Origin of the sequence: Chryseobacterium sp. SG20098 (assembly GCF_031844745.1) — a bacterium.
Lineage (GTDB): Bacteria > Bacteroidota > Bacteroidia > Flavobacteriales > Weeksellaceae > Chryseobacterium > Chryseobacterium cucumeris.
Map to the genome: position 1 here is coordinate 208,341 of NZ_CP134622.1, position 23,138 is coordinate 231,478.

General features: G+C 37.4%; 21 protein-coding genes. 11 read left to right on the forward strand and 10 right to left on the reverse strand.

Going from position 1 to position 23,138, the window contains the following annotated elements; translation table 11 throughout:
* Window positions 1-2,250 carry an ATP-binding cassette domain-containing protein gene (locus tag RHP76_RS00945; RefSeq protein WP_311229258.1) on the forward strand — a complete coding sequence of 750 codons (2,250 nt, stop codon included), beginning with the start codon at window positions 1-3 and terminating at the stop codon, window positions 2,248-2,250.
* A gap of 117 nt (window positions 2,251-2,367) precedes the next feature.
* Here the strand turns inward: RHP76_RS00945 and RHP76_RS00950 are convergent, their stop codons facing one another.
* The 7 genes from RHP76_RS00950 to RHP76_RS00980 form a co-directional block, all read right to left on the reverse strand.
* On the reverse strand, window positions 2,368-3,402 hold the full coding sequence (locus tag RHP76_RS00950; RefSeq protein WP_120230791.1) for a phytase: 1,035 nt from the start codon (window positions 3,400-3,402) through the stop codon (window positions 2,368-2,370).
* Window positions 3,403-3,409: 7 nt separating this feature from the next.
* Window positions 3,410-6,220 (reverse strand): TonB-dependent receptor, encoded by a 2,811-nt coding sequence (locus RHP76_RS00955; protein ID WP_120230792.1) that lies wholly within the window; start codon window positions 6,218-6,220, stop codon window positions 3,410-3,412.
* Window positions 6,221-6,353: 133 nt separating this feature from the next.
* On the reverse strand, window positions 6,354-6,737 hold the full coding sequence (locus RHP76_RS00960; protein WP_120230793.1) for a hypothetical protein: 384 nt from the start codon (window positions 6,735-6,737) through the stop codon (window positions 6,354-6,356).
* 67 nt (window positions 6,738-6,804) lie between these two features.
* Window positions 6,805-7,338, reverse strand: coding sequence for a Crp/Fnr family transcriptional regulator (locus RHP76_RS00965; RefSeq protein WP_311229259.1), 534 nt, complete (start codon window positions 7,336-7,338; stop codon window positions 6,805-6,807).
* Window positions 7,339-7,348: 10 nt separating this feature from the next.
* Complete coding sequence (locus tag RHP76_RS00970; protein WP_062670429.1) at window positions 7,349-7,885, reverse strand: TetR/AcrR family transcriptional regulator; 537 nt, start codon at window positions 7,883-7,885, stop codon at window positions 7,349-7,351.
* 57 nt (window positions 7,886-7,942) lie between these two features.
* Complete coding sequence (locus RHP76_RS00975; protein ID WP_311229260.1) at window positions 7,943-8,656, reverse strand: hypothetical protein; 714 nt, start codon at window positions 8,654-8,656, stop codon at window positions 7,943-7,945.
* A gap of 124 nt (window positions 8,657-8,780) precedes the next feature.
* On the reverse strand, window positions 8,781-9,662 hold the full coding sequence (locus tag RHP76_RS00980; RefSeq protein WP_062670425.1) for a cupin-like domain-containing protein: 882 nt from the start codon (window positions 9,660-9,662) through the stop codon (window positions 8,781-8,783).
* Between the two features lie 236 nt (window positions 9,663-9,898).
* Here RHP76_RS00980 and RHP76_RS00985 point away from each other — a divergent pair, with 236 nt between their 5' ends.
* Window positions 9,899-11,194: an Ig-like domain-containing protein gene (locus tag RHP76_RS00985; protein WP_311229261.1), complete on the forward strand. Its 1,296-nt coding sequence runs from the start codon at window positions 9,899-9,901 to the stop codon at window positions 11,192-11,194.
* Window positions 11,195-11,448: 254 nt separating this feature from the next.
* Window positions 11,449-12,945: a sodium/proline symporter PutP gene (gene putP / locus RHP76_RS00990; RefSeq protein WP_311229262.1), complete on the forward strand. Its 1,497-nt coding sequence runs from the start codon at window positions 11,449-11,451 to the stop codon at window positions 12,943-12,945.
* Window positions 12,946-13,072: 127 nt separating this feature from the next.
* On the opposite strand, the gene RHP76_RS00995 is transcribed toward putP, so the two are convergent.
* On the reverse strand, window positions 13,073-14,206 hold the full coding sequence (locus tag RHP76_RS00995; protein WP_311229263.1) for an MFS transporter: 1,134 nt from the start codon (window positions 14,204-14,206) through the stop codon (window positions 13,073-13,075).
* A 108-nt stretch (window positions 14,207-14,314) separates the two neighbouring features.
* On the opposite strand from RHP76_RS00995, the gene RHP76_RS01000 reads away from it, so the two are divergent.
* The 4 genes from RHP76_RS01000 (at window position 14,315) to RHP76_RS01015 (ending at window position 16,931) form a co-directional block, all read left to right on the forward strand.
* Window positions 14,315-14,671 (forward strand): winged helix-turn-helix transcriptional regulator, encoded by a 357-nt coding sequence (locus tag RHP76_RS01000; protein ID WP_216444862.1) that lies wholly within the window; start codon window positions 14,315-14,317, stop codon window positions 14,669-14,671.
* A 65-nt stretch (window positions 14,672-14,736) separates the two neighbouring features.
* Window positions 14,737-15,732 (forward strand): MsnO8 family LLM class oxidoreductase, encoded by a 996-nt coding sequence (locus tag RHP76_RS01005; RefSeq protein WP_120230799.1) that lies wholly within the window; start codon window positions 14,737-14,739, stop codon window positions 15,730-15,732.
* Window positions 15,733-15,793: 61 nt separating this feature from the next.
* On the forward strand, window positions 15,794-16,345 hold the full coding sequence (locus tag RHP76_RS01010) for an AAA family ATPase (RefSeq protein ID WP_311229264.1): 552 nt from the start codon (window positions 15,794-15,796) through the stop codon (window positions 16,343-16,345).
* Window positions 16,346-16,367: 22 nt separating this feature from the next.
* Window positions 16,368-16,931 (forward strand): DUF6624 domain-containing protein, encoded by a 564-nt coding sequence (locus RHP76_RS01015; RefSeq protein ID WP_216444860.1) that lies wholly within the window; start codon window positions 16,368-16,370, stop codon window positions 16,929-16,931.
* Here RHP76_RS01015 and RHP76_RS01020 read toward each other — a convergent pair.
* The gene (locus RHP76_RS01020; protein ID WP_062670411.1) at window positions 16,928-17,266 is read right to left on the reverse strand and encodes a nuclear transport factor 2 family protein; all 339 of its coding nucleotides are present in this window, start codon (window positions 17,264-17,266) and stop codon (window positions 16,928-16,930) included. The genes RHP76_RS01015 and RHP76_RS01020 overlap by 4 nt on opposite strands.
* 93 nt (window positions 17,267-17,359) lie before the next feature.
* Window positions 17,360-18,496: a tetratricopeptide repeat protein gene (locus tag RHP76_RS01025; protein ID WP_311229265.1), complete on the reverse strand. Its 1,137-nt coding sequence runs from the start codon at window positions 18,494-18,496 to the stop codon at window positions 17,360-17,362.
* A gap of 157 nt (window positions 18,497-18,653) precedes the next feature.
* Between RHP76_RS01025 and RHP76_RS01030 the strand changes: the two genes are divergently transcribed.
* From RHP76_RS01030 to RHP76_RS01045, 4 genes are all read left to right on the forward strand, one after another.
* Window positions 18,654-18,794, forward strand: a complete 141-nt coding sequence (locus RHP76_RS01030; RefSeq protein ID WP_311229266.1) for a hypothetical protein — start codon at window positions 18,654-18,656, stop codon at window positions 18,792-18,794.
* A 26-nt stretch (window positions 18,795-18,820) separates the two neighbouring features.
* A complete protein-coding gene (locus tag RHP76_RS01035; protein ID WP_311229267.1) occupies window positions 18,821-19,156 on the forward strand; it encodes a DinB family protein in 336 nt (111 codons plus the stop codon).
* A gap of 545 nt (window positions 19,157-19,701) precedes the next feature.
* On the forward strand, window positions 19,702-21,864 hold the full coding sequence (locus tag RHP76_RS01040; protein ID WP_311229268.1) for a type VI secretion system Vgr family protein: 2,163 nt from the start codon (window positions 19,702-19,704) through the stop codon (window positions 21,862-21,864).
* Window positions 21,864-23,123 (forward strand): tetratricopeptide repeat protein, encoded by a 1,260-nt coding sequence (locus RHP76_RS01045; protein ID WP_311229269.1) that lies wholly within the window; start codon window positions 21,864-21,866, stop codon window positions 23,121-23,123. The genes RHP76_RS01040 and RHP76_RS01045 overlap by 1 nt, the downstream gene beginning before the upstream one ends.
* Window positions 23,124-23,138 lie beyond the last annotated feature (15 nt).

Here is a 23,138-nt window from a genome sequence, read left to right on the forward strand (position 1 = left end):
ATGGAAAATATAGAAATTACGAACGCTCGTCAGAATAATCTCAAAAATATTTCCATAAAAATTCCAAAGTACAGGATCGTGGTTTTTACGGGAGTATCGGGATCCGGAAAATCATCTTTGGTCTTTGAAACGATTGGAGCTGAAGCACAAAGACAGATTAATGAGACCCAGAACAGCTTTATCAGAAACCGCCTGCAGCATTATGGCCTTCCGGATGTAGATAAAATTGAAAACCTTAATGTTCCAATCATTATCAATCAAAAACGGTTGGGTGGAAATGCCAGATCTACAGTGGGAACGGCAGCGGACGTGTCTGCTTCTCTGAGACTTTTGTTTTCCAGAATGGGAGAGCCGTTTGTAGGGTATTCTAATGTTTTTTCATTTAATCATCCTCAGGGCATGTGTCGTGAATGTGAGGGATTAGGATTTGTGCAAACTTTGAATGTGAATACCTTGATTGATCGTGAAAAATCCTTACATGAAGGAGCCATTCGTTTCCCGACATTTCAGCCTGGAGGATGGCGTTTAACAAGATATACTTTGTCCGGTTATTTCAATAATGATAAAAAGTTGAAGGATTTCACCGATAAAGAATGGGAAACCCTGTTGTATGCACAGGAACACAAACCGAAACGTCCTGATAAAGAATGGGGAAAAACGGTAAAATATGAAGGAATTGTTCCAAGGATTGAAAAAGCATTTTTAAAAAAAGATTCTAAAGAAAACATTACAAGAAAAGACGCTCTGAAGAATATTGTGATTACCAAATCCTGTCCGTCTTGCCAGGGAAAACGTCTGAACGAAAAAATACTGTCCTGTAAAATCGAAGGTAAAAGTATTGCAGATTGTATGACCCTTTCAGTGGATGAACTGCTTGAGTTTATTACCTCACTGGATTCAAAAGCATATGAAGTCGTCATCAAAGAGCTTTCCGCAAAGCTACAGAATATCATTACGATAGGATTGCAGTATCTGACTCTTGACAGAAGTACCAACACGCTTTCCGGAGGAGAATCTCAGCGTATAAAAATGGTGAGGAGTTTGGGAAACAGCCTGGTAGATCTGTTGTATATTTTTGATGAACCCAGTATTGGACTTCATCCGAAGGATCTGCAGAATATCATCACTATCATTCAGCAGATCAGAGACAAAGGAAACTCTGTTTTAATCGTTGAGCATGATCCGGATCTAATCAAAATGGCGGACAGGGTGATTGATATTGGCCCCGGTTCAGGAAGAAACGGAGGAGAAGTGATCTATGACGGGGCGTTTAAAGATTTAAAAAAATCGGTAGGTAAAACAGGTTCTTATTTCGCAACAAAACCTTCCATCAAACAAGAATTCAGAAAACCTGATGGCTATCTGGAAATTAAAAATGCCAACAGATATAATCTTAAAAATGTGACGGTAAATATTCCGACAGGAGTAATTACAGTCGTTACCGGAGTGGCAGGATCCGGCAAAAGTACCCTGATAAATCGTATTCTCCCGGAACTCTATCCGGATGTAACTATTATTGATCAATCTTTGTTTGCTGCAAGTGCCCGCTCCAATTTGCTTACTTATCTCGGAATATCAGATATTGTACGTAAGCTTTTTGCACAATCTAACCATGTTTCAGATAAACTCTTCAGCAGAAACAGTGACGGAGCCTGCAAAAACTGTAAAGGTTTGGGAATAGAAAAGATTGACCTGGCTTTTATGGATGATATTGAGCAGCCATGCGAGGTTTGCGGAGGTTCAGGATTTGATCCTGATGTAATGCAATATACCTACAGCGGAAAAACAATTGCAGAAGTCATGAGCATGACGGTTTCTGAGGCCGCTGACTTTTTTAAGGAAGAATTAGTGCTCAGAAATTTTGATCTGCTGATACAATTAGGACTTGATTATCTGACATTAGGGCAAAGACTGGACAGCTTTTCCGGAGGCGAAAGACAGCGCCTGAAGCTGACAAGAGAACTGAAAAATACCAATCAGATCATTATTCTTGATGAACCGAGCACAGGGCTGCATCCAAGCGATACCCAAAAACTGCTTACGTTTTTTAATGGACTTGCAGATCAGAATAATACGCTGATTGTTATCGAACACAATCTTGATATTATTTCACAGGCAGACTGGATTATTGATATGGGACCGGGCGCAGGGAAATTTGGAGGTGAAGTATTGTTTGAAGGAACTCCGGTGGATCTTTTGAAAAATAAAAAATCATTCACTGCAGAGTTTTTGAGAAAACATATCCAATAAAACAAAAGCATTAAGTTGAACTGAACCATGAGATTGCTTCACCTATGGTTCGCAATGACAGTACAGTTCAACTTAATGCTCCTAAAACCTTATCAGCCTTAATGGTTCAAGATTCTTTTATTTTCCAGCCTTTACCGCAGATTTAATGGCTTTTTCAATCACTCTCCAGTCATAATAATGAAATACTCTGCCATTGCTCATCGCAACAAAAACGCCTTTCGGGAATTTTGGACCCAAGTTAACATGGGTCACTTCAGAACCATCACTTTCTAATGTAGAAACCGGAATTTCTGCAATTCTCCCCTTTGATTGGTCTTCTCTTAAGTAGACATTGAAGGTATCATTCTGCTGATTCGAAACCAGAATATAACCTTTCCCTTTATCAGTAGGATAGATGGAAATTCCTTCCACATCAGATTTAAAATCACCTTTTCCGAAAACAGCTAATTCCTCATTACCTTTTTCCGGATCAGCATAGTATTTATGAACTCCAAACTGCTCATCAGAATAGTAGATATAGCCCATTTCGTCATCTACAGCAATGCTTTCAATCTCTTTCAGGCCACTGTATTTTCCGAATTTACGGACAACTTCTCCGGTGATAGAGCCATTTTTCTCCGTAAGCTTATATTGCCATAGGTAGCCGTCAGCAGGACCAGATTTTCTTCCTACAATGACAAATATTTCTTCTGTCTGCGGATTTTTATACATGGAAACTCCCATCGGACCACGTTCTGTTTCTCCTTCAAATACTGAGATTTCTCCCACTTCTTTCAGTTCAGGAAGCGAATATAATTTTACTTTGTTCGTTTCCCTTTCCGTTACGGCAGCGATGTCTGTTTTCTTTCCATTTAAAATAAAACCATATTCAAGATCAACATTGTTGGGGCGCTTCAATCCTAATACTTTATGGATGATTTTTCCGTTAAGATCAAAGGCGTACAAACCTCCATCCGTATCTTTATCTGTTCCGATGATAATACTTTTTGAAGGATCCTGAGAATTGATCCATATGGCAGGATCATCTGTATCATGAACCACTGTTTCTGTAATAACGGTAGGTTTTAATTTTTCTATAACTTCTTTCTGTCCTGTACAGCTGACCACAAAAGGAAGAACTGAAAGAGCCAGTATATAATGTAGGTTTTTCATGTTTATTTTAAAAATCAAATTTCACTCCCATTGTAAACCTTGGTCTGTAATATTCAGCCTGTGCGGTTCTGCTTGGGATTCCCTGGTAGTATCTTAACGGCTGGTTCGTCAGATTATTGGCTTCTGCAAAAACTCTGAGCTGAGTCGTAATCTTGTAGGAAGCATTAGCATCAAGGAAAAACTGTTTGTCGTAATAACGGTCATCAAATGCCTTGCCACCAAGCTCATCAATATAATGAGAAGCATAGTTCATGGAAACTCTTGCTGAAAAACGTTTGTTTTCCCATGAAAGAGATCCGTTGAACATATGAGGAGCAGCTCCCGGAAACCCTACATCTGTTCTTTCAATGCCTTCTTCATTGGTAATTCCTTTTGCTTTGGATTTAGTATAAGTATAGTTGACATACACTCCAAGTCCTTTCCAGAAAGCTCCGGGAATGAAATCAAGCTGTCTTTGCAAAGCAACTTCAAACCCATAAATATCTACATTGTCACCATTACGCTGCTGGGTAAATTTCCAGTTGCTTTCTCCGGCCGGAATTGGGTTGGTTTGTCCCGCAAAATCATTGGCAAAGTCGTTCGCGGTATAATTTCTTTTGGAATACGTATAAATGAAATCGTTAAGATTTTTATAGAAAACACCTCCGGAAAGAATCCCTACAGACTTGAAATATTTCTCTGCCATGAAATCAAAATTGTAGGCATAGGTTGCCTTCAGATTCGGATTTCCTGCTGCAACAATTTCATCTTCTGAAATAACATTCAGATAAGGAACTAAAGAATAATAGTTAGGGCGGGCAAGAGCGGTAGTAAATGCTGCACGAAGTACAAGATCTTGCACCGGAACATATTTGAAGGAAATATTCGGAAGGACATTGGTATATGTATTGGTATTATTGATTTGCCCTACCAAATCCTTCTCATTCATGACATAATTTCCGGTGTAATCAATCTGGGTTGTTTCAATACGGGCTCCAACGATCATCGATAGTTTATCATTAAAATCCTGATCCCAGCGGATATAACCTGCATAGATCTGCTCTTTTGCATTGTAATTGCTGGAAAGATACTTTTCAGGTTTCAGCTTACCGTTAAATAAAGTTGGATTGAATAAATCCAATCCGCCAAGGAAAGAAGGATCAACAAATGTTCCCGGAACATAATTTCCCGGCTGGAAGTTTTCACCATTAAGGTGTATGGTTGGCACCGATAAAAGACTTCCCATATTGTTAACAGGTGTAAAAGCGTAGAAATCATTCTCTCTTTCCTTTTTCTTCAAACGCATCCGGAAACCGGTACGAAGTCTTCCTTTCTGACCATCAATCACGGAAAACGGAAAACGTACATTTACTTTTGCGCCTAATTCTTTTTCCTGAGTAAAGTTATTGGCATCCGAAAGATCACTCAGTTTATAGCTTCCCAGATTGTCTGCTGCGAGAAGATTGAACATTGGTTTTTCAGGATTGCTAAGGTCAGGAGCGAAGTTCATTTTGCTGTTTTCAAACTCTATATAACGCTGATGAGGCTTATCTTCACTTGCGATGGCGTAATTGACAGCCCAGTCGAGGTCAACTTTAGATCCTAATAAATGTTCTCCTCGTAAAGCATAGTTCTGAACTTTTTGTTTTTCCAGACGGGTATTGTCATTATCGGCATCACCTCCTTTGTTTTGTCTTGTGATACTTCCTTTCCAGTCTGTAATCTCAGTTTCATCAGCATTATAAACAGGTTTTATTTTATATCCTAAAGCAAATCTGGTTTCCTTATCATTCCTGAAGTTGTACATCGCAGAAGCATAGATCTTATTTTTGGAATTGAACTCATAATCCATGTTGAGATCAAAACTATGTCTGATACGGTGTTCATTATAATAGCGAACTCCCATTTTGCTTACATAAACCGTTTGGGCAAGATCATTGGCCTGGCTCCATACGGGTTCTATATTGTCCGAACCAAAATTGTTGTTGTTATAGGAAAAACTGAATACCGCGCCTAATTTTTTATCCAGAAAACGGTTTCCGTACACAAATCCGGCAGTGTAATTTCCTTTTTCACGGATGGGATTGTATCCTCCGGCAACGGTTGCGGAAATCCTCTGTCCGTTCGGGGAAGCCCTGGTAATAAGGTTTACGGAACCTCCGATGGCATCGGCGTCCATATCCGGAGTGAGGGTTTTATTAACTTCTATAGTAGAAATCATATCGGAAGGGATCAGGTCCATCTGTACATTACGGTTATCTCCTTCAGCAGACGGAATCCGGTCGCCATTCAGCGTAACGGAGTTCAGATTGGGAGCAAGCCCTCTGATGATAAGGTTTCTGGCTTCACCTTGGTCATTTTGTATCGTAATTCCCGGAACACGTTTCAAAGCATCTCCGATATTGGCATCCGGAAAACGTCCGATCTGATCAGAAGAAATCACATTGGTAATATTGGCGTTATTTCTTTGTTTATTCAAGGCTCTTGCCTGATTTTTCAGAGTCGCTCCCGAAACTACAATGGCTGCAATGGATGTCTCTTTCTTGTCGAAAATAATATTCTGACGGGTATTTTTTTCAGGTTCTACCGTTACAGTATACTCATGCACACCATAACCGAGGTAGTCAATTTTCATGGTATAGCTTCCCGGAGGAACATTCAGAAATACAAAGTTTCCGTGCTCATCCGAAGTGGTATATATATTTCCCGGGCTTAAAGAGATCTTGGCTCCAGGCAGGGCTATTTTTGAATCATCATTGATATTTCCGGACAAAGAACCGGTTTGTGCATAGAAAAAAATAGAGGCACAAAATAAAACAGACGTAAAAATTTTGTTCACTTTTAATATTTTAGATAAAAATAACAGCAAAATTAAACGTCTGTTTGGCAAAGGAGTTGAAGAGAAAATTAAGGTTTTCTTAAGAATTGTTAATATAGAAACTGTTTGTTGAAAGGAAATACGCAGTGATTGTCTACCTTTCAGATCCTAAATTCTTTTCAACAGTATTCCCCTCTAGAAGCAAAGTCAATTCATTACATCGTATAATCTGATGATTCTGGATGGTAAATTCTGCCAATACTTTATGTACCACCTTACTTCCATCTTTTAGGGTGGATTTTACTATGTGGTGGGTAAATATGATATTACCATTTTCAGCGTAACTGATGATGTCAAGCTTTTGTTCAGCCACTTTTTCTTTCAGTTTTCTGATGTGAAGAACAAATTCATCATAAGTAAGCTGAGAATGATCTACAATCTGAATGTATTCTTTTGAAAAATATTTCTCAATTAATAATTCGTCAAATGCCGTATTTTCCAGTATATCGTTGAATACCTGCCGGATAAAATGCTTCATAACTTTATTATTTTGAAGCAAAATTACTCGCCAGCTTATTGACCGGACGATAACAATTGTAAAGAAATTACCTTCGGCTGCGTATTCTGCTTAACGAAACACTGGTAATCCCAAGATAAGAGGCAATATAATGCTGCGGAAAGCGCAGAAGAAGTTCAGGTCTGTTTTTGAGAAGCTGCTGATACCTTTCCTGAGGTGAATCTCTGATAAAAGAAATCAGCCGTTTATTAATTTCACTGAAACGTTTGTAAAAAAGTGGCAGGAAAATATGCTGGAATTCCTCATTTTCCATGAGCCTGTGAAAAGTTTCAGCCTGTAATTCATAAACGGTAGTTGATTCCAGAGTTTCAATAACAAAATCGCTGGGATTGCCATTCAGGAAGCTGTCAAAAGATGAAACTGCCTGATTTTCTGTTATAAAATCCAGGGTAAGTTCTTTTCCGTCCTGATAGAAGAATATTCTTAAGGCTCCTTTTTTTACAAGGAACATCTTATCTGAAATCTTTCCTTCCTCAAGCAGGATAGTTTTAGCAGGATAAGTAATTTCAGTTGATAAATGAAGGTCTGTTTTCAAAAAAGAATGAAGATCAGGAATGTGCATATCTGAAGGATTAATGGGAGGCGTTCAGTATATCCTGTACGATCACTTTAGATTTTTCAATCAGTTCATTGGATCTGTAAAGCTGGCTGGTCAGTATTGAACTTTCAAAAAGAAGATAGATATGGGCTGAAATCATATCGTTTTGAATATCTTCATTGAAGGATTCTCTCAACTTTATTTTATGATCACGGATTACTTTATGAATTTCTTCCTTATCTGCAGGAATTTCCGACAGAATATTCAGAAAACTGCATCCTCTGAAATCTTCTCTTTCATTCATGTCGATCAGGAAATCGAAGGATTTCCGGAACTTTTCTTGTAGTGTTTCTGCTTCTGCTGTGAATTTTTCAAGTTCAGACACCCAGTAATCATATCTTTTATTAAGAAATTCTATGCAAAGATCATCTTTAGACTTAAAATGCTGGTAAAAGCTTGCTTTAGATACATTAGCTTCATCAATGATTTGATTGATGCCCGTATTGTTGTAACCTTGCCGATGGAAGAGAACCATTGCAGTGCTTATTATTCTTTCGCGAGGTTTGGGCATAATGTAAAATTTTTACAAATGTAAATAAAATATGAACAGACTGGTAGGTGTTGGTTTTTAAATAAATCCTTTTGTATAATATAGCTGAATAACAAAGAAAAGTAAGGTAAAAAACCATACGATATAAGGATGATAAGTGAAGTTATTCTTCAGAATATAATGCAACGCTTTGAAAAGCTTGAAAATTCCGATAATTCCAATGATAATAAAAACCAGAAAGACCAGAAAGAACAGGTATTCTCTTGTACCATAGTTGCTTATCTTTCCCAGGCTTTCTATATAAGCATCTACATTCAAAGTTTCTCCAAGAAACATAGCCGAGCTGATTAATATAAAAAAAGGAGTAGAGGTGTATACGGTTGTATAAATAAAAGAAAATAATAAGGTCCGGAAGGTGACGGTATTCACTTTTTCTTTTTTGTACCATAATATCGCAACGGTGAATACTACCGCAGTAATATTATTCATCAAAAATATAAAGAGCGCTTTTTCTACCATACTGAGCCCTTTGATCTTTGAAATAATATTATGCTCACCACCATAATCCATTAAAATTACAGAGACAATCACGGAGGTATATACAGATAGTTTGATAGGGGAGAGGTAGTCGTGAAAACGTTCAGCCTCTTCTTTTTCCATCTCATGAACAGACAGATCACAACAGCGTCGCGGATCCTGAAACAATTTGAAGATCGTTACAGGAACCAGTAAAATTTCAATAATAATCTGCAGGCACAGCTTTTCAAAGCTATCGATTAATTTTTCAAACATGTATGTGTATTTTTGTATTTAGGGAACGTTTGCAATTTAATTATTTTTTGCAATACATCTCAAAAGTGAATAAAAAAAGTGGATGATTCTGAGCGAATCATCCACTTTTTTATCTAAAAGGTTTTTATTTTGGCAGCCCTTTTTTCAAAGCGATATGGGCTTTTTCTACTGCTTTTCTTTCTTTCCAGTCCATATACCTTTTTTTGTATCGGCCTTTCATGAAATTATCAAAATTACGCTGCACAGCAAGATTCCATAGGGAATGTGCTTTTACAGCCCAGCTTTTATCCCATGCACGCAGTGAAATAGAGAAAGATCCGTCCAGATATTTCATCCAGTGCCACCAACCTGTAGGCATAAATAATGTATCTCCATGTTCCAGGAAACACTCAATTCCTTCAATACCATCCAAAGCCGGAAATTTTTCAAAATCAGGATTGGCAATATCATAATCTTCCAGTGCATAGGTAGCATAAGGAAGCTTATACAGACGTGTTTTCCATTTGTACTCAAACAGAAGGACATGTTTTCTTCCATTGAAGTGAGTATGGAAAATATGCGGCATGTCGATATCATAATGAAGGAAAGTCACAGAACCTTTACCTCCGAAAAACATACTTGGATATTTATCTAAAAATCCACCCATAAGATTCTTTGGCGGAACATAGTCGTCCAACAGTTTGGGCGCAAATTTTATAGGGTCAAAGAAGAAAATTCTCAAATCTGTAGGCTCTCTCTGAATAAGATCCACATAATCACGAAAAGGCATTTTCGTAGTCGGTGTATTGATAGGAGCGGCAGGATCTGCTTTGGAACTGTCATAAAGGGGAACTTCAACGTCGCCTACTACTTCCTTCATGTAATCCATCGTCCATTTTTGATAGGCGGGCCACTTTCTTGCCATATTTCTGATTACCACTGGCTTACATGGCTTTAGATATTTTTCACGGAAATCTTCCTGTGAAATGTCATCTACAATATCAATTGGTTTAAGGATTATTCCCATTTGTTCAAATTATTAAGCTAAAGTATTAAATATTTGTGACAATAAAATGGAAAGAATTAAAATTATTTGGAATTAATATAAATAAATAATAAAGCACCTGTTTTTGCTTTGCTTTTTTTGGAGTTATTATAATATGATGTTACCTGCTGTTCTTTTAAAATTTATAGTGTTTATACGGTAAAAGATAGTTGTGAAATACAATAATTGTATGTATAATTGCCGTATTAAAAATGACCATGAAACGTTTTACTACTCTTATTTTTTCACTTGTATTTGCCACTGCTTTTTCACAGAAATCAACCAGAATTTTCACTTCAGATATTGATAACTTTTGGGTGGCATATGACAGCATTCAAAAAACAAGTGATTATTCCGGAAAGCTGAATCTCATCAAAAGACTATATACTGATAAAGCAACAAAAGGCTTAAAAGCTTTTATGAATGCCAGAGATTATAACGATAGTGTATATGTAAAAGTCATAGAAAAATACCCTAAATTCTGGAATTCAGTAAGGCCGAATACCTTAACGATAAAAACCAAGACCAAAGAGCTGGAAGCTGGTGTTGTCAGGCTGAAGCAATTGTATCCTGAACTTAAAGACGCTGAGATGTATTTTACCATCGGTGGGCTTAACGCCGGAGGAACTGTGAGCGGAAATATGGTATTGGTAGGAGCAGAACTTGCCACCGGAATTGGGTCTACAGATGTTTCAGAATTTAAAGATGAATGGTTGAAGGGTATGTTTGCCAATCAGTCTCTGGATAATATCGTTTCCCTGAATATTCACGAGTATATCCATACCCAGCAGACCGGGTATCAAAACAGGGTTTTAAATCAGGCCATAAAGGAAGGATCATGCGATCTGATTGCCGGACTTGTGATGAATGAATCTCCGCAAAGAAAATATATTTCTTACGGAATGGTTCATGAAGCTGAAATTAAAGCCAGGTTTAAAAAAGAAATGTTTACCGGTAATCTTGCTGAATGGTTTTATAATGGAAGACAAAAAGGACAGGGTGCGGATTTAGGATATTATGTAGGCTATGTGATCAGTAAAATGTATTACCAGAATGCCAAAGATAAAAAACAGGCTATAAAAGATATTATTGAACTGAACTATAGTGATAATAAAGCAGTGGAAGACTTTCTGGACAAATCAAAGTTTTTCAAAGAAAAAGCCAGTATGCTTGTTAAAGAATATCAAAATCAATTACCGTATGTAGTGAAAACAGAACCAGCCAATGGTTCCGTGGATGTAAATGCTGATACCAAAGAGCTCAGAATTACTTTTTCACAGGAAATGGTTCCCGGATACTATTCTTTCAATCTTTCTGATAAAGGAAAAGAATATATGCCGATGACCAAAGTGAAAGGAATGGAAAATAATGATAAAACGTTGGTCTTGGGAGTAGATGTAAAGCCCGGCAAAGAGTATGAATTTATACTTACCAATAAAAGTTTCAGGTCTAAAGAAGGGTACCCTCTGAAAGATGAAAACTTGGTTATAAAATTTAAAACGAGGGAAAAATAGTTTGATTACAAACGATTGATAACCAACTTTTATATACAGTTTCAATAGTTTGCTTTTTGATTTTTATTGGATCTTTCAGTATAATAGAAAGTTTGGGGTAAATATATTCCTGTTCTGTTTATGGGGCTCGGTTTTATATTATCACTTGTTGTTTGGCAGAGTTCGAAAAAAGCTGCAATAGTAAAAGCTTAGTTTGCTTTGCGTAATTCCATTCATTAGAAAATCATTATATTCGGCTTCGTAAAAATAATGATATGCAAGTATATGAAGGGATTTCTGTGGGGTTGTACCTGTTATTAATGATAGGTATAGGCATATATTCTTATAGAAAATCAACAAGTAATTCAGAAGAATTTTTAATTGGCGGCCGGAAAATGGGAGCTGCCGTAACAGCATTGTCTGCAGGAGCAGCCGATATGAGCGGATGGCTTTTGATGGGGGTTCCGGGAGCAATGTATCTTTCCGGAATTTCAAGCTCCTGGATTGCCATAGGATTAACCATTGGTGCTTATCTCAATTATATTATTGTAGCCCCAAGGCTCAGAATTTATACAGAAGTGGCACAGAATGCCATTACGTTACCTGTATTTTTTGAAAATAGGTTCAAAAATAAAAATCAGCTTCTGAAGATCACGTCGTCTGTTTTCATTCTGGTATTTTTTACCCTGTACACTTCTGCAGGAATGGTATCAGGAGGAAAATTATTCGAATCTGCTTTCGGAATGGACTATACTGCTGGCTTACTCCTGACAAGTCTGGTGGTAGTGCTGTATACATTTTTAGGTGGTTTTCTGGCTGTAAGTCTTACTGATTTTGTACAGGGCACCATCATGGTATTAGCATTGGTGATTGTTCCGATTGTAGCGATTTCCCAAATCGGAAGTGTGGGAGAGACGTTTTCTCTGATTGAAGCAAAAAATCCAAAATATCTGGATCTGTTCAGAGGAACCACAACCGTAAGTATTGTGTCTTTATTGGCATGGGGATTAGGATATTGCGGTCAGCCTCATATTCTGGTACGTTTTATGGCCATTGACAAACCTAAAGATCTGATCAAAGCGAGACGCATCGGGATTACATGGATGATCTTTACTGTTGCCGGAGCTCTGGCCATAGGATTGGTAGGAATCGCTTATCTGCAAAAGTTCGATATGAATACCATGATGAAGTTTGACGGATCAAAGACGGAAGCAGAAACTATTTTCATTTATTTCTCCCGTATATTATTCCATCCGTTCATTGCAGGATTTTTACTTACAGCTATTCTGGCAGCGGTAATGAGTACGATTTCCTCTCAGTTATTGGTGACTTCTAGTTCATTAACAGAAGATATTTACAAAGCTTTTCTGAATAAAAAAGCAACTTCTAAGCAATTATTAATAGCAAGCAGACTTTCTGTTTTACTGGTAGCTGTCATTGCGGTACTTTTATCCCTGGATCCAAAGGATAGTATTCTCAATCTGGTGGGAAATGCATGGGCAGGTTTTGGTTCTGCATTCGGGCCCCTGATCCTGCTGTCGCTTTTATGGAAAAAGGCAACATGGCAGGGAGGCTTTGCCGGGATGATGGTAGGGGGAATCACAGTTTTAGCCTGGGTTTATCTACAACATCCGCTGAAAGACTGGTACGAAATCATTCCTGGGTTTACGCTTTCCCTGTTGACTAACGTGATTGTTTCATTATCAACATATAAGCCTGATCCTGTCATTGAAAGCGAATTCAATGAAGTTCAAAAGATCATGCACGAATAGCATCCGGCACTAAAATATTACAGTTATAAAGAATCTCCTCTTGCACAAGTAAGGGGAGATTCTTTATTTTACATTTAAAATAAAATCGAAAATTTATTATTATTTAACAGTCTGTGCTATAGGTGTTTTACTGTTTTTTGCCATTAATGATTAGCATAATAAGTGCAAGGATAAAGCCTATAATGCTCGACCATATTATATTTTCAATACCATAATGGGCAATCCAGCTCCCTCCAAGCAGAGTTCCGGCTGTAACGGCAAAGTTTCCACAGGAAGTAAAAATACTGTTGATGAACTCTGAAGAATCGGAAACAGATAAGGTCACATTCACATTACTGATTAGAAATCCTCCGGAATGAACTAATCCCCAGCATCCTATTATCCAGATCATGGGTTTAAAATAACTTCCATAATATCCAATCAGGAGATGAATGCCTGATAATAAGATTAAAAACACCAGAGTCGTTTGAAACGGAAATTGGCTCATATATCGTCCCGCAATTTTATTTCCTGCAATTCCTACTGTTCCAAACAGGAGGAGCATGATGCTGATTTGTAGGCCGTTCATTCGGGTAACACTCCTTAAAAATTCGGCCATATAACCATAAGTTGAATACATGGCTGTAATGATAAAAAATGCAAGGAAAATTCCGATCCACAAATGTTTATTCCGAAATATTTCCATGGAGAATTTATTTGATGATATTCCTGTATTTTGAATCGATGGTAAATAGATCCATACAGCTAACAGAGCGACTCCGTTAATAAAAGCAGTAAGTAAAAAAGAAGCCTGCCAAGAGAAAAGGTCAGACATAAAAGTTGCCAACGGAACTCCTAAAACAGTTGCCAATGTAAGCCCTGAAAAAATAATGCTCACAGCCTTTGACTTTTCTTTAGGATCTGAGGTTTGACCGGCAACAGATAAGGCAATAGACCAGTATACCGGATGGAAAAACGCAGGAAGCATTCTGATAATAAGAAGCAAATGGAAATTTGAGATATAGGCTGACAGAATATTGGTGGCAACAAAAATAAGCAAGGAAAATACCAATAGATTTTTTCTTTTGAATGAAGATAATAAGAGAAGCATTAAAGGGCCAAAGACAGCCACAATCATTGCAAATATACTGAGTAACCATCCTGCTTTTTCAATGGAGATCCGGAATGTAGAAGCAATTTCCGGCAATACGCCAATCACTCCGAATTCTGTGGTTGTAATTCCGAAAACACCTAGCGCCAGTACATAAAGATTTCTGTTCATATTCATTATTTTTTTGCAAATTTGCAGAATAGACTATCAGAAAACTATATACTTACCTTTTAGTTCTATACTTACCTTTTTGAAAGTGCTAATCTAAAAAACGTTATTATGCCTGAATTTTTCCATGATAAAAGACTGTATTATACTCCTATTGAATTTGCGTTAAGTCATATTGGAGGAACCTGGAAAATGCCTATTTTGTGGAGGTTACAGGAGAAACCTCTTCGCTTTAGTGAGCTTAAAAAGGATATTCCTCATATTACAGATAAGATGTTGACGAGCCAGTTGCGTGAACTGGAAGCCAAAGAGATGATTCACAGAGAAGTTTTCCCTGTAGTTCCACCGAAAGTGGAGTACAGTCTTACAGAAAAAGGAAAGAAAGCCATTCCGGTTATTGAAATCATTATGACATTGGGCTACGACTTCATGAAAGGTGAAGGAATTGTTTTCCCTCCCAAAGAATAATAAGGTTATATTTCCCATTACATAACGCTTTTTTCATACCTTCACCATAAAATTGATTCTATAGCATGAAGCTGAAATTAGGGATATTAGATCAGTCACCCGCCACCATGGGCGGCAGTGCGGCATCTGCATTGAAAAACAGTCTTAATCTTGCTTTAATGGCTGAAGAAACAGGGTTTCACAGTATCATGTATTCCGAACATCATGGTGTAGAAGCGTATGCCAGTTCCAGCCCTGAACTTTTAGCTGCTATTGTTCTCAGTAAAACAAACCGGATCAAAATAGGAACTGCAGGAATCATGATGAGAAACTATTCTGCCTATAAGATTGCAGAATGGACCAAAATGTTGTCAACCTTATATCCTGAGCGTTTTATTCTCGGTCTGGGAAAAGCTCCCGGAGGATTAAAAGATGCTGTCATGGCACTGAACAATCATAAACCAGTTATTTTATCCAATATGGAAACCAAACTGGAAGAGATTATTCAATTCATAAAAGATAAAGAAGGGATATATGATGGACTTATAGCACAGCCGACTCATGTACAGCATATTCCGGAAATTATGTGGCTGGGTTCAGGAATGACTTCTGCCAGAGAAGCAGCCAGACACGGAGTCGGATATTCGTTCGCCGCTTTTATGAATAGTGAAAATGGAAAGGAAAATACAGATACTTACCTCAAAGAATTTGATAGCACACAATATTTTCCCCGGCCCTCATTACAGGTTGCTGTGGCAGTATCAGTAGCGGACAAAATTGAAGATGCCAGACGCAATGCTTATGGAATGGCCTATCAGTTTTTGCAATCCAGACAATTGGCAAGTCCCAATGCGGTTTTTTCTCCGGAAGCAGTAGAACAGAAAATTTTGGGAACAAAGGAGGAAGAAGAATTCTTTACTACATTAAACAGAATTATTATAGAAACCCCGCAATCTGTAGATCAGAGATTAGATGAGATTTCCCAAAAGTACCATACAGATGATCTTCTGATCCTGTGTAATATGTACCGGGAAGAAGATCGTATAAACACTTATAAAAGTATCATTAAAAATAATAGATAAACTCCACAGTATAAAATTTCTGTTGTGCTATGGAGCTTTATTTATATTATAATTCAAATCCATGAAACAGAATATATCAACATTATATATCATTACAGGAGGCCCGGGAGCAGGAAAAACAACGTTGCTGCATGAATTAAGCCGCCATGAACTGGTAACTGTACCTGAAGAAGGAAGAAGAATCATTAAAGAACAGATGGATTCCGGTGGTGAAGGGCTTCCATGGCTTAACAAAGAACTTTTTGCAGAGATGATGTTCGAAGAATCTGTAAAAACCTACCTGAGAATAAGTCAGACAACTTCTGCAAAACCTGTTTTCTTTGACCGTGGAATACTGGATACACTTGGTTATATGAAACTTGAAAATATTCCTGTTCCGGAATCTATGGAGGTTAAAGCAAGAGAAATGATTTATCATAACAATGTTTTCATTCTGCCGCCATGGAAAGATATTTACGAAAATGACCCTGAAAGAAAACAAACCTTCGAGAAATCTATGCTTACCTTTGAATGTATGAACGAAATTTATCAGGAATATGGTTACAATATCATAGAAGTCCCGAAAATTTCAGTAGAAAATAGAGCCCGTTTTATCCTTGACAGGCTCATATAAGGAATTTTATCACTCATCAATTATGAACCATTTTCCTTTTGAAAAAGAACTGATCGAAATGGCTGACCAGGATCTGTCCGTCAGAGAAAAACTATTGCTGGCTGGAGAATTATCCGGAGGTTATCATCCTGAAATGGAAAATATTCATAGAGCCAATGCCAAACGGCTGCGGGAAATTATAGCAGAAATAGGCTATCCCACAATCTCAAAAGTCGGCGGGAAAGCTAATGATGCAAGCTGGCTGATTATCCAGCATGCCATCGGGGAACCTGAATTTATGAAAACATGTTATGCTATGATGGAAGAACATTCCAATGATATTAACCCTTTGCATAAAGCCTATTTATACGACCGGATTCAGGTTTTTCAGAGTAAACCTCAAAAGTATGGGACACAGTTGACCCCTGAAGGAGTAATTTATCCCGTAGAAAATAAAGAAAACCTAAATACAGAACGCGAAAAGGTAAATCTGCGGGCTCTTTCCGAATCAGATATCAATAAAATTCCGGATGCTGAAGACATTCCGGAAATTGATAGCAAAGACGCTGAATATACCATCTGGAGGAAAAAAGCAGGATGGATTTAAGACTCTTTTAATAAAGGTCTCGGATCAAACAGAACCTTTAAAGTACGGATCTTTCCATCCTTTATATGATACCATCCCGAAGATTCTATTGTTTTTTCTCCCATATCAATATTGTACCAGAAACAAACATCTTCACCGGAAGTAAAAGTTTTAAGAATTTCATACTTAAACTTCATCTGCTTCATATCCTTGATGTAAACAGATGCGCCTTCTCTTTTTCCCATTACCCCTATAAATTTAAAATCAGGATCGAGACAGCTTTCCGCCTTGTCAAAATTTTCTTCATTTAAATAGTGGATAAACTGTTCTGCAACGTTTTGAATGGTATTACTCATATAGATTGTTTTTATTGTTGAATACAAAATTAAAGGTTCACTGACCATTCCCTTGTGACTATAATCACAAAATGCTTTTATCTCTTTTTGAACTTATTTTAAAACAGGAATTCTTCCTTTTGCATAAGCAATCTGTTCTTTTTCTTTCTTCTGATCAGGATTGTTTTTAAGATACAGCTGATAGTAGGTTACTGCATTCTTAGGCTGCTTCAGATTGAGATCATAAAGAAGTCCCAAACGGTAATAAATAATATTGCTGGTCCCAAAAGTCAATCCTCTTTTGTAAGCGGTCACCGCCTCGTTATACTGATTTTGAGCTTCATAAATGCCTGCCAGTGCAGCATAATAAAGGTTGGTGTGGTCTGAAATAGCTTCATCAATAGTCTTTTGAGCATAGAGGGCAGCATTGTTATAATCTTTCAGTTCACGATAGCTCAGTGCCATAAAATATAATGTGCCTTCATTTTGTACTCCCATGTCTTCCAGCATTTTGTAAAGCATAATGCATTTTTGATAATCCTTTACATAAAAATAAGCCTGCCCCACATCGTTCATTACATTGACATCAGCATGGTTTTTCAGAAGTTTTTCACCAGTTTCAATCACTTCTGGATATTTGGTGAGCTGATTGGCAACCGGCAATAGAGCTTGTTGTAAAGTAAAGTTTTCAGTATCAGCCGCGATCGCTGTTTTCAATACATCATAAGCGGGTTCATATTGTTTGAGACCGTTATAAGTTATCGAAAGATCATAAGCCACATCAGGATCGGTAGCATTCAGTGTATTGGCTTTTTTAAGATAATTAAGTCTGGATTCCGGTGTTTCTGCATAAGCAGCAAGTTGTTTATAAGCACTGAAATTAAGACTGTCAAGCTGAATGATCTGTTGAAGAAAGGTTTTGGCATTAGAAACATTTCCACGTCTGGAGTTAATACTTGCTAAACTGAATAGAGTAGGCAGGTTGTTGGGTTGAATAGTGTTGATTTTCAGATAACTTTTCTCTGCATCAGGCAGTTTTCCAGCCATCATATTACAGTAAGCAATTTGTGAAAGGGCTTTTATATCCTGTGTATCTCCGGGATATATGCTCTGAAGATAAGTAGCTGCATCAGCATAACGTTGTGTTTCATAATACTCAAGAAGTTTTTCAGTATCAATTTTTGCAGACTGGGCAGTAAGATTTTTAAAGCTTAATAGAATAATACACAGGCAAATTCCTCTTTTCATCATGGTTATTTTTTAACTAAAATATTAGATATTTATTGAGCTTCCAAATTTTGGACTCACTTATTGGGGATTTTTTTAATCTTATGAATGATTTACAACAAAACCTTAACCTCAATATCATTAGATTTCTTATATTCACTGTACGGAAAAAGCAAAAGATATGGAAATAAAAACTGTGCAGTCATTCCTTGAGTATTACGGGAAAATAAGAGAAAGAACAAACCGTATTATTGAAGTTGTTCCTCCTGAGCATATTGATTTTTCCTACAAACCAGGAAATTTACCATTGGTGATCAGATAAGGCACATTGCTGCCATTGAACGCTATATGTATGGAGAAACCATTGCAGGAAGGAGAAGTGCTTATCCTGGATGTGGTAAAGACCTTGCTGACGGCCATGAAAATACAGTTCAGTTTTTCAATGAAATGCACAGGCAGACTCTTGAAATCATTGAAGGATTATCAGACGAAGATCTTACCAAGAAATGTCTTACTCCTGCCAATAGTGAAATTTCCGTATGGAAATGGCTTCGCGCCATGATAGAACATGAAATCCACCACAGGGCAGAATTATACATCTACCTGAACCTTCTGGATGTAAAAACACCTCAAATTTATGGGCTTTCTGCAGAGGAAGTACAGGAGATCAGTGTAAAATTATAAGGGATCGTCACACTATTAACAACAAAAACCAGCTGCCAATGTACCGCTGGTTTTTTTGTTAAAAGATCTTGTATTTTGATTTATTTCTATTTTAAGTGAAAAATTATTTGTTTTCGTTTATTAAAAATTGTTAAATATTTATTTGATATATAGGTGTTTATTCCTTTTTTTTAATCATTTACTTTAGAATTATTTATAAAAAGTCGTAGAACTACGACAAAATTTCAGATTACATGATGAAAATTTTCTGAATAACGATTACCGTTTTATCTTTGTAATACCACCAATCCAATTACAAAAAAATTAATAATGATTAAAACCCACATATTATAAGAATAAGATCAAGAGAAATCTTGAAATTCAACAGGGTTATAAAGTAAACTTACACTTATACTTTTCCTTTTTAAGACCCTGTTCTGATATCAATATCCGGATTTCACCATTACCATGGAGTACGGATAACGAAAAATGTATCTGAACTTTGTTGTTCAGATCGATTTCAGGCTTAAAAAAACTGACACCCAATCAATCAAAATATTACAATTATGTTTCAGGACGATCATTCACCCAAAATGCCTGTTTCCAAAGATAAAATTTCAGCTGTAAAGAATATTAAAGAGACATTGACAGATCAGGCAGTCAACAAAGCTGCTCAGGAAATACAGGAGAAATCGAGCGGAACAATTAAGAAAGCTACAGAAAAAATGGCTCAGGTTCAGGCGTATACAGGTGTGGTTCAAAACGGTTCTCAAATGTTTATGAATCAGGTTAAACAACCGAACCCTCCCACACTGGTAGAAGATAAAGTATGGGCTAAACAGCCTACTTCAGGGATTTATAATGCCAGTACAATACCCGGAAATCAAGTTGCTGGGATCAATCGTGTAGTAAAACTTGAAATTGTAATTGACGGAAAAGTGATAAAACATTTCAAGCATTTTCAGTTAAAACAAAGTGCTGTAAAACATCATGAATTCGATCTGATGCTGGCCCACGATACGTTAGGGAGTTCAGAAAACCACAATCTTGAAGAAGCTCAAAACTTTCTTGGAAAAAGAATTACCGTAATTTTCAGATATAAAGATGTTGAAGACGGCCCCGAAAGAAACTTTGTAGGAGTGATCACAGAAGTAGGTTTCAGCCAGGAAAAAGGAAGCCTGGGAAATATTTTTCTTACAGGATCAAGCCCTACGGTTCTTTTGGATGCAGCTCCTCATATTCAAAGTTTTGGCGGAGCACAGGAAATTAGTCTGAACAGTATTGCAGATCAGATAATCAAAGAAGGGCTTGGGCAAAGCAGTTTTGATTTCAGGGTGGATGCTGCCCATGGAAATGTTTCTTACAGCTCACAATATGAGGAGACCCATTATAACTATCTGGCCAGAATTGCAGAAGCCTACGGTGAACAGTTCTATTACGATGGTGAAGTATTGCATTTCGGAAAACTTCCGCCTCAGGAAAAACCTGTGAAGCTTACGTATGGAAGCAGTGTGAGTGATATCAAGATAAAAATGAAAGCTCAGCATGTGAATCCTTCATTTTATGGATATAACAGTAGTAAAAATGAAAAATTAACAGCAGGAAGTTCAAAAATTAATCATACTTCAGATATTGCCAAAAGAGCGTATGAAATTTCAGAAAAAACTTTTACGACTCCTTCATTAAGAGTGGCTCCCATAAAAGCGGTGTCTTTCATGGACGTGGAAACTTCCCAGAAAGGAACTGCTGGTAGTAAGGCTGTTGAAGTCTTTGTTATTTCAGGAATTACCACAGTGCCATTTCTTTATCCCGGCTGTATCGCGGATATAGAAATGAGAAAAGCTGAAAGCAGTGAAACGACCTATTTTACCAAACTGATGATTACTGATATGTACCATGAGGTAGATGCCAGAGGATATTATACCGGAACTTTTGAAGCAATAGCTTCTGATACGGGATTTATTCCACGTCCGGAGTTTCATACCCCAAAAGCAGATGCACAATTTGCCAAAGTAATTTCCAATGTAGATCCTTTGAATCAGGGTAGAGTTAAAGTACAGTTCGACTGGCAAAATGGTTCTACCACAACAGAATATATCAGGGTAATGACTCCAGATGGTGGAGGAAGCGAAAAAGTGAGTAAAAATCGTGGTTTCATGGCGATTCCGGAAGAAGGTGACCAGGTGGTGGTTAATTTCGCGCACCAGCATCCTGACCGTCCGTTCGTGATGGGAGGAATGTTCCATGGAGGCGTTGGCGGCGGCGGTGGTGCCGGAAATAATATTAAAAGCTTAAGCAGTAAAAGCGGGCATACAATGAGCCTGGATGATGCTGGTGGGATTACCGTAAAAGATAAAGATCAAAATTCTGTTTTTCTGGACGGAGCAGGAAATATAAGCATAGACAGCAAAATTTCCATTACGCTGAATTGCGGAAGCAGCTCAATCTATATGGATAAAGATGGCAATATTCAGATTAAAGGAAAAGAAATATTTGTACAGGGAGTCAATATTGGAGTTGGTGGAACAACGAGTATCGGAGTTGGAGTAGGACCTGAAAATGGTGAACCTACTTCCGGTGTTGGAATCAAATCTGATACCCTTCATATCGGAACCAATACGCTTTCCATGAGAGGTGATACTGAAGCCAATCTTAGCAGTGGAGGAAAAATTAATGTTGGCGGCGGAAGTGAAACAAATATTGTAAGTGGAACTGTAAAACTGAATTAATGAATCCTGTAGATTTGGAGTTGGTGAAGTTAAAAAGACAATGGCAGAAAGTTGTTTCAAAAAACGAAGAAAAACCTATGCTGATCTGTATAGGCGAAAAACATGAAACGGATCTTTTTGACGGATTTATCAAATCGAAACTTTCTGAAGATGAAGAAAGTGATGATGTTTTTTTACTCCATTATCAGGAATTTAACGGAATGAACTCTTTCGGGCAAACCTTATTGGATGAATGGACTGAGTTCTATGAGATGTTGAAAAAAAGCGAAGAGAATATTCCTCAATGGGATTTGAAAAACCCGGAAGAAAACTTTAAAACAGATGCATATAAGGCATTTTATCCTTTGATGGAATTAAAGAAGAACTTCCCTAATATTCAGGATTCTAAAATTTACATCTACATTGCTCCACTCAGGATCAGTGATACCGGGGAACTTTCTTTATGGGTGAAAGAGTGGTGCAGGATCTGTGAAATGTCAGAGAATAAAGATATTAAACTGGTATGGGCAGAACATCATACCTACAGAACTTTGCCCAATATCTCTTCTGCGCATAGCTTCAGAGTGGAAGTAGACATTCATCAGTTAATGCAGAATACTGCGGCTCACACTAACCGCAAGAAGAACAGTCCGGATACGGATTTTCAACAACAGATTCTTATCGCAAGCAATCACTTAAGCAAAGAAAGATTCAAAGAAGCAGAGCATGCATTGAAAACAGCTGTGAAACTTGCCAAAGAACAAAAGAATAAACAGGGAGAGATTTCTGCTTATTTTATGCTTACCCAGGCTTATACTGCAGACAGGAAGAAAGAAAAGGCAGAAGATACCTACCGCACCATATTAGAAGAAGTAGAACCGGATAGCTCTTTAGCAGTTCAGATGTATATGAATTATGGTAGTTTTCTGCTGGGAAACTCTAAAAAATCCAAAGCAGAAATAATATTTGAAAAAGCTGCAGAAACTGCTCAGAAAATAGGAGAATATGCAATGGCGATTGAGTGTTACAGAATCATCGCTACATTGAATGACACGGTTCTGACAAAAGATAAAATGATCAGATATTTTGAAAAATGTCTGGATATAGCAAAATTGATGGATTCTTCAGCCAGAGAACAGAGCAGCCTTAGGTTTGTAGCCTCAATGCTTATTCTCAAATATGAAGGTGATACCGATAAAAAAACAAAACTGGATAGTGAAATGAAGACTTATTTTGGTGATGACTGGAAGGTGAGTGTAGAAAAACCAAAAGCAGGGTAATCTCAAATTAAAAGA